We start from the raw sequence: 11,023 nt of genomic DNA on the forward strand, positions 1-11,023 counted from the left end.
GGGAGTAAGTTGTCTTGACCAGCGCCCTCACCCCCGGTCCCTCTCCCGCCTGCGGGAGAGGGGAGTGGGCAATCCGTTTCGTCTCGATTCAGCCATCTTTTCATTCGCAAAGGAACACAACCCATGCTCCGATTGCTTGCCGCGATCCTGCTGTCCGTCACCATGGCCGCCGCGCATGCCGACGCCGCTCCGCCCGCCGTCGGCTTCTCGATCATCAAGACCGGCAGCCTGCGCGTGCGCGAGGCACTGGTCTTTGCAGGCGGCGACTTCGGCAAGGAGGTGGAGACCATCTTCTCCGCAGTGCTGGTCAAGCATGGCGACGATACCTTCCTGTTCGATACCGGCCTGGGCAGCAATATCGCCAGCCAGTACAGGGAGGACATGCCGCTCTGGAACCGGCCGTTCTTCCGCTACGAGGATCCGGTCGTGCCGGCGCGCGCACAGTTGGACAAGGCGGGCATCGCTCCGGTCCGGCGTGTCTTCCTGAGCCACAGCCATTGGGATCACGCGAGCGGCGTCGTTGACTTCCCGGAAGCGGAGGTGTGGCTGCCGGAGCAGGAGATGGCGGTAATCCGCCAGCCGTCTCCCGCGCTGGGCGGCGCCTGGCCGTCGCAGGTCGGCGCCCAATCCATCCAGTGGAAGACGCTGGACTTCAAACCCGTGCCTTACGAAGGCTTTTCGCACAGCGCCGACCTGTTCAACGACGGCAAGGTCGTGCTGGTGCCGATGTTCGGCCATACGCCGGGCTCGATCGGCATGTTCGTGACGGTGGATTCGGGCAAGCGTTATTTCTTCGTCGGCGATGTGGTGTGGAATGCGGGCGCGGTGAAGGACGGGCGTCCGAAGTTCTGGCCGGCGCGGGTACAGGTCGACCGCGATCCGGAACAGACGCTGCGCACGGTGGAACAGATCCGCACGCTGGTGGAGCGCAAGCCGGAGATCGTGGTGGTGCCGGCGCATGATGGCGGCGTGCAGCATGCGCTCGGATTTTTCCCGGCCTGGGTGCGCTAGCTGGCTTTTCAAGTCTCGTGGCGTTGTTTCATGCCGTTTTTACCTTTGTCGGACAAACCCTATCGAAGCGACAAGTGATTCTTGGCATTATTTGATCTGGAGTAGGGCGGCGGCGGTTTTGCCTCGCGATAATTGTTGACGAGCGGCGAGTGACGGGCGTTGAACCGTTGCCGCCTTGGTCATGCAACACGAGCAACGACAGGAACAAAACGCTGTGGCGCAGCGGTGCACTCTTCGCATCGCGTAAAGCCGGCGCCGGAGCACTGCCAATCATGAAACACATCATTTTCGCCGCGATGCTTTTGCTCGCACAGGGATGGGGCGGTCATGCGCTTGCCCACACCGACCACGGACTGGCCCCGGTGCCGGCCAAGACGCAGCAGGCCGCGCCCGCCGTGCCGGTGCAGGTTGACGACGGCGCCGTTCCGGTTGCCGCCGCCGAAGAGGAGGTGTATCCGGACGAACCCATGGAGATGCTGCACCCCGGCCTGCCGGAGGAATGGCGCATTCCCGCCTGGATTGCCATGTTCGCCATCGCCGTGTGGGCCCTGTTCGCCCGCTTTCCGGCGGAGTCGTCCCCCAGGAGCATCAACCTCGCCGCCGCGCCGCTGGTCGGCGGCATCGTGCGCTTCCTCAACCGCAGCCCGTATCCGCTGCTGTCGATCAAGGTGGTGTCGGTCGTGGTCTTCCTGATGGTGGTCGCGGCCGGCCTCTTCGGCACCACCTTCGCAGAGCACAACCTCGCCACCGCGCTGGTGTGGAACCTGTGGTGGCCGCTGGTGGTGGTGTCGGTGCTCTTCCTCGGTACCGCATGGTGCGCGATCTGCCCGTGGAACACGCTGGCCAACTGGCTGGTGCGCTGGCGCCTGTGGCGCCGCCGCGATCCGCATCCGGGCCGCAACCGCAAGGTGCCGCGCACCCTGCAGAACGTGTGGCCGGCGCTGTTCATGTTCATGGGTCTGACCTGGCTGGAGACCGGCATCGGCGTGACCGGCTGGCCGCTGGCGACCGCGCTGATGGCGTTGATCATGCTGGTGCTGTCTATCGTCTTCATGCTGCTGTACGAGCGCAAGGCGTTCTGCCGCTATGCCTGCCCGGTGGGCCGCACGCTCGGTTACTACTCGCGGCTGGCGCCGGTGTCGGTGCGTCCGGTCGAACAATCGACCTGCGATACCTGCAAGACGCTGGAGTGCTACAACGGCTCGAAAGACATCGAACCCTGTCCGACCCATCTCGTCGTGGGCCGCTTCAGCCAGAACACCAACTGCCTCTCCTGCGGCAGCTGCATGCTGAGCTGCCCGAAGCAGAACGTGACCTGGCGCCTGCGTCCGCTCGGCAGCGAGGCCAAGGACCAGGCGCAGGCGCGTCCGCAATGGGACGGCGCGTGGTTCATGCTGGCGCTGCTGGGCATCACCATCTTCCACGGCCTGACGATGATGGAGTTCTGGGGCGAGTGGGTGGGCGTGCTGGCCGGGCTGCTCGGCGAAACCGGCAAGCCGCTGGTCAGCTTCACGCTGGCGATGCTCGGCGCGTGCGGCGCGGTAGTGGTTGTTTATGCCGCAGCGATCGGACTGGCCTGGCTGGGCAACGGGCGCAGGACGCCGTTCAAGACGCTGTTCGTGTCATTCGCGTTCGTCACGCTGCCGCTGGCCTTCGTGTACCACCTCGCGCACAACCTCGACCACCTCTCGCGCGAGAGCGCCGATCTTGTGCAGTTGTTCACCAACCCGCTGGGCACTGGCCTGGCGGCGCTGTCGGCTTCCGAAAAGCACGACATGATGATGGCCCCGATCCTGCCCGAGTTCGCCGTGTTCACGCTGCAGGCCGGGCTGATGGTGCTCGGCTTCTGGCTGGCGGTGCAGATCGTCCGCCATCGCGCGCGCGGCCAGCTCGACGCCGCCAACGGTGTGCGCAGCTGGCGCTTGATACCGCTGGTAGTTTTCATCGCTGCCATCACATCGATGAACATGTGGCTGATGGCGCAGGGAATGGTGATGCGCTTCTGACATTCGATAGGCATCCACGCCAAAACGGCTCCCATGAATATGGGGGCCGTTTTGTTTTGTGATGTGCGGTTTGATCCACCTCATACTGCCCGAAAAAGCGTGTCGGAGAATACGCCCCCTGAACAAGGAGGGCGACGATTTTCAGTCTGTTACCGCTTGTATTTATCGTGCATGAACAAGCGGGTAACGAGACATGTCGACTCCCGGTTCTTGCAGGGGCGTGCGCTGATAAAACCGTCAGCGCATGCCTGCCCCATTACCCAGGGAGCAAACCCGGCTCCAAAGGAGGTTTCATCATGTGTCGCCACAACCCCGCGCACAATCCGATTCTCTGCATCCTTCCGCCCTATGTCCTGGATGGCATCGCGAACAACGGCACGCCGAAGCAGCGTTCGGCAGCGTTGCGCACCAAGTCCGCGGACAACACATTCCGCGCCATGCGCATTGCCCGGCAGGCGCCGCAAGGCACGGCGCAGCAACCCTCGGTGCCGCTGGCCGAACTGAAGCCGGTGCGCACCATTTACCACGCCAGGAACCTGCAGAACCTGCCCGGCGAAGTGGTGCGTGTCGAAGGCGGTCCCGCGGTGAACGGCGACGATGCGGCGAACGAGGCCTATGACGGCCTGGGCGCCACCTTCAATTTCTTTGCCGACGTATTCGGCCGCAACTCGATCGACGATGCCGGCATGCGGCTGGACGCGACGGTGCATTTCGGCGACGATTACAACAATGCATTCTGGAATTCCGTGCAGATGGTGTTCGGGGATGGCGACGGCGAACTGTTCAACCGATTCACCATCTCACTCGATATCATCGGCCATGAGCTGGCCCACGGCGTGATCGAGGATGAGGCTGGACTGCAATACCTCAACCAGCCCGGCGCGCTGAACGAATCCCTCGCCGATGTGTTCGGTTCCTTGGTGCGGCAGTATGCGCGGAAGGAATCGGCCAGGGATGCCAGCTGGCTGATCGGCGACGGCCTGTTCACCGGCAATGTCAACGGCGTCGCCCTGCGTTCGATGAAAGACCCTGGTTCCGCGTTCGACGACCCGGTCATCGGCAAGGACCCGCAACCCAAACACATGGATGATTACGTGAATACGTTTTCAGATAACGGCGGCGTGCATATCAACTCGGGCATTCCCAACCACGCGTTTTACCGGGTCGCAACCGCGCTCGGCGGCCATGCATGGGAGAAAGCCGGGCGCATCTGGTACGACGCCATGTGCGACCCGCGGGTAAGGCCGAACACCGGCTTTGTCCGCTTCGCGCGCGTCACCGCCGATATCGCCGGCCGCCGCTACGGTGCAGGCAGCGCCGAGCAGCGCGCGGTGTACGCGGGCTGGGATGCCGTTGGCATCGGTTTGCTGGCTTCAGACCTGTAAGGATATGGGACCGGTTCGGCAGATCATCTTCCAGTCGGACGCCCACGGCGTGGGCTACTTCCCCGGCCTGGCGAAGCCGGTCGTCATCGACCCGGCTTCACTGGACGGGGAAGAGGCGGCACGCCTGCAGGCACTGGCCGAGGATGCGCACTTCTTCGAGCTGCCGTCCGAAGTCGGACAGCCGAAGAAGGGCGCCGCGGACTACCAGTGCGACACCCTCACCATCGACGACGGAACGGCGACGCATACCGTGTGCGCCCTGCTGCCCATCGCCGACCCCGCGCTCAAGGCGCTGTTCGATGCCGTGAAGGCGCACGTCAAGGCGATGCGCGCCGCCGCCCGGCGTTAAGCGCCATATCCCCCCTGGCCAGCACCGCTCGCTCGCGTCAGAACTGGTGCCGCACGCCGACGTTGAACTGGCGGCTGTTCTCGCCGTTGGCGAACGCGTTCAGGCGCACGCCCGGATCGTTCTCGGTGTAGCTGACCGACGTGTAGATGTTGGTCCGCTTCGACAGCGGCTGGATGTAGCCGAGTGCGATCTGGTCGGATTCGCCCGCGGCGATGTCGCGCACATCGTTGCGGATGAAGGAGGCCAGCACGGTCCCCGTGCCCAGCGGCGCCGATGCGCCGACCAGCCAGCTGCGGCTGTCCCGGGAGGTGCCCGCCTGCTCGACATCGGTGTCGGCAAACGCGAGATGGGCCTTGGCGATGCCGAAGTCGAAGGTGCCGCCGATGAACGCCGTCTGCAGATCCGCCACCCCGGCGCCAAGCACAGCAGCGGTGCCCGGCAGCGTGAAGGTGTTGGCGTCATGGTAGGCGACCTGCACGTTGATCGGGCCGTTCACGTAGCTGGCGCCGGCGACGAGCTGGCGCTGTGCCGAGCGGTCGCCCGCGACTTCGCCGAAGCCGTAACCCAGCGTGCCGGTGAAGCCCGCGATGTTCGGCGTGGCATAGCTGATGGTGTTGTCGGTGCGCAGGAAGGGATCGGTGAAGTACAGCCCGGTGCCGAACATGCGCTGCGCATTGCCGGCGAGGTTGATGGCGAACGGATCGACAGCCAGCAGCGCGTGGTAGACCGGCGTCTGCTGCCGTCCCAGCTTCACCGCGCCGAAGCCGCCGTTCAGCCCGACCCATGCCTGGCGTCCGAAGAAGCGTCCGCCTTGTCCCAGCGTGCCGGTATCGACGTTGAAGCCGTTCTCGAGCGTGAAGCTGGCCGACAGTCCGCCGCCCAGGCTCTCGGTGCCGCGGAAGCCGATGCGCGAACCGGAGTGCTGGCCGCTTTCGAGCCGCCATGTCTTGTCGCCGGCGGTGACGTTCTTGTCATACACGATGCCGGCATCGACGATGCCGTAGATGGTGAGGTTGGTCTGCGCGGAAACCGTTCCCGCCATGGCGCCCAATGCGCCGGCGACGAGAAGAGAGAGGAAAGATTTTTTCATTTGAGCACCCATTGAGATTCGTTGAGGACATGTTTGCGGTGAATCCGTTTTCAGTTGACATGAACGTTGCGGCAAGGCGTTTGTCCGGGATCAGTTGCCTCCCCAAGCAGTGGTATTTTCACCATGACGGCGTTGTATTTATGCGATAGCGAAGGTGACGCCGGTCAAGGAATATCCAGCCGTCAGCAATGCATGCAGGCATGTGCTGCCGGAATGCATTGCACGCCGGTTAAGATGCGATTGTCATCCTGCAAACAAGAACAACAGAGGGAGCCGCATGAGCTACCGCGTCTGCATCGTCAAACCGCCTGTCCACGATGACGACGGCCAGGCCTGGGCATATCTCCATGCGGTGCTCGAACGCCGCGACGATGAAGCCTGCCTCCCGTCCGATCCGCTCTTCCTCGCCCTCGCCGACAGGCTCACCGCGCGCTTTCCCTGCATTCGCGATCTCCATATCGGCTACGCGATCATCGTGTTCGACCGTATCGACGAGGCCATGTCCTTTATCGTGGAAACCGCCAACGCACACGGACTGGTTGTCTTCGACGAGCAGCAGGCCGGGGTATACCGCCCGCCGGCGCCAAAGCCGCGCTATGCGTGCAACAGCATGACGGGACTCGTCAGGGTGGCGATCACAGGCATCCGCGAGGGATTCACGCAGGAGCGTGCGGCGCAACTGCTTGCGCCGCTCTTCAAGCGCACCGAGCCCGAAGTGCGCCGCCTGCTCTCGCGGCCGAAGCCGGTGGTCAAGTCAGGCGTGTCGCGCGAAGTGGCGCAGAAGTACGTGGATGCGCTGGAGCGTTGCGGCTGTACCTGCGCGCTGCAGGACGAGGGCGCCGAGGTGTCGCAGTTGCGCGGCTCGCCGATGGAGCAGTGCCGCAGGCGGGCGGAGGCGGGCGACAGCCAGGCGCAGTTCGACCTGGGCTGCATGCATTTCGGCGCCGACGGCGAGGACAGGGATTGGGAGCAGGCGCTGCGCTGGTGGCGCAAGGCGGCGGAGCAGGGCCATGCGGCGGCCCTGTCCAATCTCGCCTGGCTCTATCACGCGGGCCAGGACGTGCCGCAGGATCTCGCGCAATCCCTCGGATGGGCGCGGCAGGCGGCGGACCTCGGCCTGGCCGGCGCGCAATTCTTCCTCGGCGAGCGATACGCGAAGGGCGAGGGCGTGGAGAAGGATGGGCAGCAGGCATGTGCGTGGTACACGAAGGCCGCCGCGCAGGGCCACGCAGGGGCGCAGTTCCGCCTCGGCGTGCTGGCGCTGGCATCCTCGGGCGCCGCAGCGGAAGCACTGCTCTGGTTCCGCAAGGCTGCGGCCCAGGGGTACGCGGCCGCGCAGCACAACCTCGGCGTCATGCATGAGCGCGGGATCGCCGTGGACGCCGATCCCGCCTGTGCGGCACGCTGGTACCGCCGCGCCGCGCTGCAGGGATACGCGGCGTCGCAGTACAACCTGGCGGTGATGCATTCGGAGGGGCGGGGCGTTGCGCAGGACTTCCGCGAAGCGGCCGAATGGTACCGGCCGGCGGCGGAGCAGGGACATGCCAATGCGCAGTTCAATCTCGCCCGCGCCTACCGCACCGGCGAGGGCATGCCGCAGGACGACACGCTGGCCGCGCACTGGTTCTCGCGCTGCGCGGAACAGGGCGATGCGGAGGCGCAGTACCTGCTCGGCATGAAGTACCTGGCCGGCATCGGCGTGCCGCGCGACCAAGGCAAGGCCTTCGACCTGCTGGGCCGCGCGGCGGCGCAGGGGCACAAGGAAGCGCGCGCGCAGCTGGAATCTGTCCATGATGTGCAGCCGGGATGGAACAAGTGGCTGCATTGATCCTGCCTTAACAGGAAGGGATGCCCCTGTTATGATGCTTTTCCGCCTTGCGGAGGTCTTGGAAAACGACAACAGGGAACCGTCATGAATCTGGAAGAAGCATTGGCCAAGGATGGAGAGATCCGCCAGAAACTCCTCGCCGCGATCGCGGAACAACATCAGCTCGATCCCAAGTCGGCCGGCAAGGTCGATGGCTGCGTGCTGGGCAACTGGCTGCATGGCGAGGGTGAGCGCCGGTTCCCGTTCGTGAAGAGCTTCCAGCCCTGCGTCGATGCGCATGCCGCCTTCCACGCCGAAGTGGAAAAGGTGGTGCGCCAGATCAACCTCGGCGAATACGAACAGGCCAAGGCGATGCTGGGCAGCGGCACGCCGTGCACGAAAGCCTTCATTGCGATGGTGGCGGCGGTCAGGCAGCTGAAAACGGATGCGAAGCTGTAATGGGCACCCTCGATCCCAAGCCGAACAATACCTGCCCGCTGTGCGGCGCCCCCAACGGTTGCGCGCCGGCCGCCAGCGGCAGCTTCGACACGCCTTGCTGGTGCACCACGACACCCATCGATCCTGCCGTCCTGGCCCGCATTCCCGAGGCGCAGCGCAACCAGGCTTGCGTCTGCCGCAATTGCGCGACCGGGAAATCCGGCAGTTAGTGCCTTGGGCACCGCGCCTTAGTTCTCTAATAGCCGGATCAATACGTCGCGCATGCGATGGTCGATGGCCGTGCGCCGCCTCTTTCCGGAATAGCTGATCAGTTCGCGGTCGGTGAAGTTTACGGGTTCCTCCCTGCCGTTGATGATGACGTGCATTTCATTCGTGCTGCCATCATCGCTGCCTTCCTGGCGCTCCCAGTAGCAGTCGGGAAATGACTTGCGCATCAACAGTGCGATTTCGGTCAGCCGTGTTTCGACCGCGGCCGAACCGAGTTCAAGCCCGAGCGATATTCGCCGATACTTCATGATGTGCCGGCTCCATGCAACTGTCCTGCGTGCAGCGATTGCAGGAAAGCGCAATTGCGTGCACGGGCGAACTGTAGTGCATTTGACAACCTTTCCGGCGAAGGTTCCCTATTCTTTTTTCGCCCGGCGGTAGCGAAGGATGGCGTTGAGCAGGCAATGCCATTCCCACTCATCGCGGTAGAGCGCGGCGCTCATTTCCACGTACTGGTACTTCCAGCCCTGCTCGCAGCAGTCCGGGCAGTCGATGTCGGGAATGGCGTTTGCCATTGCGGCGGCAAATCGCTCGAGGTCTTCGGGGGTGATTTCCTTGCGGTCCATGAGAATGGGACAAGCGGCGCGGAGATTGATTCCGATGCATGTGCGTGAACTTGCCGCGCGCGCTCCTGTCATCAATGCATACCGCTCGATCACCTTGAACCGGGGCAATCCGCCGTGACGACGAACGCTGCTCCGCCGGCAGGGGCCGGCAAGCTTTCTCCGCACGCGATGCGCATGATGGCGCTGCGCGATGAGGTATTGCGCGAATGGGGGCAGCGGGTCAAAGCGAACGTGAAAGAGGCCATGCATCTCCCTCTACCCGTCCTGATCAATACCTTTCCCTTCCTGTACGACAATCTTGCGCAGGCCATCTCTCCGGATTTTCCGCGTGCCATTGCAACCAGCGCCAATACGACCGCCTCCGAGCACGGCGGCGAGCGCGCGCGCCTGACGAACTACGATGCCCAGGCGGTCATTGCGGAATACCAGCTTCTGCGCTGGGCGATCTTCGATGTCCTGCAGCGCGACGGCGTGCAGCTCGACAACAGCGAGTCCGCCATCATCAATGCCTCCATCGACGATGCGATACGCGAGGCAGCCAATTCCTTCGCGCTGGCGCAGGCCGCGCTGCGCGAACGTTTCGTTGCCGGGCTGGCGCACGACCTGCGCAATCCGCTGGCAAGTGCGAGCATGGCCGCCGACCTGATCATCCGCTCGAGCGGCGAACCGAAGACGTGCGAACTCGCCGACCGCATCGCGGACAATCTTGCGCGCATGGACGGCATGATCAACGACATGCTAGATGCAGTGGTGTTCCAGGCCGGAGAACGCATGCGGCTTCAGCTGGAGACATTCGACATGCTGGCGCTGGCGCGTGAAGTCGGCGACCAGCTGGAACCGCTTCATGGCGGCATCGAGGTGTCGGGAATGACGGTCGCCGGCATCTGGGACAGAAGGGCGGTCAAGCGCGCGCTCGAAAACCTGGCTGGAAATGCGGTGAAGTACCGCACGCCCGGTACGGCAGTCCGCATTCATGTGTCGGCCCTGCAGGGACGGATGATCGCGGCGGTCCATAACGAGGGGGAGCCGATTCCTCCCGGGCAGGCGGCGTTCGTGTTTCAGGTGTTTCGCCGGTCCGTTGCAGCGGAGGAGGGCGACAAGCCGGGGTGGGGGCTGGGCCTGCCCTTCGTGCGCGCGGTCGTCGAGAGCCACGGCGGCAGCGTCGTTCTTGACAGCGCCGCGGAGCGCGGCACGACCTTCATCATCGACATGCCCGTCGATGCGCGACCGTTCCTCGATGCGCCCATCCTTGCGCACAGGAGCCTCTGAAGCCGGCCAGGAAATGTTCTTGCTGGAGCGTGTCGTTGCCGGCTGATGCATGAGCATCCGGCCCCATTTCTCTCTACAATCATCAGAAAGCCAACCTGCAACAACCTCACTGATGATTCCATGAGCGACTTCCCGACCGACATCTACACCGAACCTTCCGATCTCGACGTCAATACCCTCGCCAACCTCGGCCCGTTGCGCCACATGGCCGGCATCTGGCAGGGCACGCGCGGGCTGGACGTGAAACCGAAGGCCGACGGCCCGCGCAAGCAGGCGTTCGTCGAACGCATGGAGCTGCAGCCGATCGATCCCGTCACCAACGGTCCGCAGCTGTTCTACGGGCTGCGCTACCACACCCACGTCACCAAGCCGGACCAGGTGAAGACCTACCACGACCAGGTCGGCTACTGGCTGTGGGAGCCGGCCACCGGCACCATCATCCAGACGCTCGCCATTCCACGCGGGCAGATCGCGATGGCATCGGGCGCGGCGAGCGCGGATGCGACGAGCTTCGAGCTGGTGGCGAAGCGCGAGTCCGAAAATTTCGGCATCCGCTCCAATCCCTTCCTCGACTACGCTTTCCACACCGTCGAGTACCGCATCAAGGTGACGATCAACGCCGACGGCACCTGGGCCTACGACGAGGACACGGTGATGATGATCCGCGGGAAGGAAGAGCCTTTCCACCACACGGATCGCAACCTGCTGACGAAGGTGGCGGAGCCGACGCCGAACCCATTGGCGCGTTAATACTGCAGCGTCAAATCAAGGGAAGGGGGAAGGAGCCATGCAGCGGCAGCTTGTAACGCAGTAG

The 11,023-nt window shown here is 64.2% G+C and carries 12 protein-coding genes; 9 read left to right on the top strand and 3 right to left on the bottom strand.

The features are described 5' to 3' along the window. The first annotated feature begins 123 nt into the window (after nt 1-123). From AC3WOY_RS15225 to AC3WOY_RS15240, 4 genes are all read left to right on the top strand, one after another. Nucleotides 124-1,011 (top strand): MBL fold metallo-hydrolase, encoded by an 888-nt coding sequence (locus AC3WOY_RS15225; protein WP_492425212.1) that lies wholly within the window; start codon nt 124-126, stop codon nt 1,009-1,011. Nucleotides 1,012-1,283: 272 nt separating this feature from the next. Beyond that, a complete protein-coding gene (locus AC3WOY_RS15230) occupies nt 1,284-3,017 on the top strand; it encodes a 4Fe-4S binding protein (RefSeq protein WP_492425214.1) in 1,734 nt (577 codons plus the stop codon). A gap of 296 nt (nt 3,018-3,313) precedes the next feature. Next, complete coding sequence (locus AC3WOY_RS15235) at nt 3,314-4,402, top strand: M4 family metallopeptidase (RefSeq protein WP_492425216.1); 1,089 nt, start codon at nt 3,314-3,316, stop codon at nt 4,400-4,402. A 4-nt stretch (nt 4,403-4,406) separates the two neighbouring features. Continuing rightward, a complete protein-coding gene (locus tag AC3WOY_RS15240; protein ID WP_492425218.1) occupies nt 4,407-4,751 on the top strand; it encodes a protealysin inhibitor emfourin in 345 nt (114 codons plus the stop codon). A gap of 37 nt (nt 4,752-4,788) precedes the next feature. Here AC3WOY_RS15240 and AC3WOY_RS15245 read toward each other — a convergent pair whose 3' ends face one another. Then, nucleotides 4,789-5,841, bottom strand: coding sequence for a porin (locus tag AC3WOY_RS15245; RefSeq protein WP_492425220.1), 1,053 nt, complete (start codon nt 5,839-5,841; stop codon nt 4,789-4,791). A 277-nt stretch (nt 5,842-6,118) separates the two neighbouring features. On the opposite strand from AC3WOY_RS15245, the gene AC3WOY_RS15250 reads away from it, so the two are divergent. The 3 genes from AC3WOY_RS15250 to AC3WOY_RS15260 all read left to right on the top strand — a co-directional run bounded on the left by AC3WOY_RS15250 (nt 6,119) and on the right by AC3WOY_RS15260 (nt 8,316). After that, nucleotides 6,119-7,669, top strand: a complete 1,551-nt coding sequence (locus AC3WOY_RS15250) for a tetratricopeptide repeat protein (protein WP_492425222.1) — start codon at nt 6,119-6,121, stop codon at nt 7,667-7,669. A gap of 84 nt (nt 7,670-7,753) precedes the next feature. Beyond that, nucleotides 7,754-8,107: a CZB domain-containing protein gene (locus tag AC3WOY_RS15255; RefSeq protein ID WP_492425224.1), complete on the top strand. Its 354-nt coding sequence runs from the start codon at nt 7,754-7,756 to the stop codon at nt 8,105-8,107. Next, on the top strand, nt 8,107-8,316 hold the full coding sequence (locus AC3WOY_RS15260; protein WP_492425226.1) for a cysteine-rich CWC family protein: 210 nt from the start codon (nt 8,107-8,109) through the stop codon (nt 8,314-8,316). Before AC3WOY_RS15255 ends, AC3WOY_RS15260 begins: the two co-directional genes overlap by 1 nt. A gap of 18 nt (nt 8,317-8,334) precedes the next feature. On the opposite strand, the gene AC3WOY_RS15265 is transcribed toward AC3WOY_RS15260, so the two are convergent. Both AC3WOY_RS15265 and AC3WOY_RS15270 read right to left on the bottom strand, forming a co-directional pair. Next, nucleotides 8,335-8,622, bottom strand: coding sequence for a hypothetical protein (locus tag AC3WOY_RS15265; RefSeq protein ID WP_492425228.1), 288 nt, complete (start codon nt 8,620-8,622; stop codon nt 8,335-8,337). 108 nt (nt 8,623-8,730) lie between these two features. Then, the gene (locus tag AC3WOY_RS15270; protein WP_492425230.1) at nt 8,731-8,940 is read right to left on the bottom strand and encodes a hypothetical protein; all 210 of its coding nucleotides are present in this window, start codon (nt 8,938-8,940) and stop codon (nt 8,731-8,733) included. Between the two features lie 114 nt (nt 8,941-9,054). Here AC3WOY_RS15270 and AC3WOY_RS15275 point away from each other — a divergent pair, with 114 nt between their 5' ends. Both AC3WOY_RS15275 and AC3WOY_RS15280 read left to right on the top strand, forming a co-directional pair. Continuing rightward, the gene (locus AC3WOY_RS15275; protein WP_492425232.1) at nt 9,055-10,209 is read left to right on the top strand and encodes a sensor histidine kinase; all 1,155 of its coding nucleotides are present in this window, start codon (nt 9,055-9,057) and stop codon (nt 10,207-10,209) included. A 120-nt stretch (nt 10,210-10,329) separates the two neighbouring features. Continuing rightward, on the top strand, nt 10,330-10,959 hold the full coding sequence (locus AC3WOY_RS15280) for an FABP family protein (protein WP_492425234.1): 630 nt from the start codon (nt 10,330-10,332) through the stop codon (nt 10,957-10,959). The last annotated feature ends 64 nt before the right edge of the window (nt 10,960-11,023 follow it).

Source organism: Noviherbaspirillum sp. FW303-A3 (genome assembly GCF_058788695.1).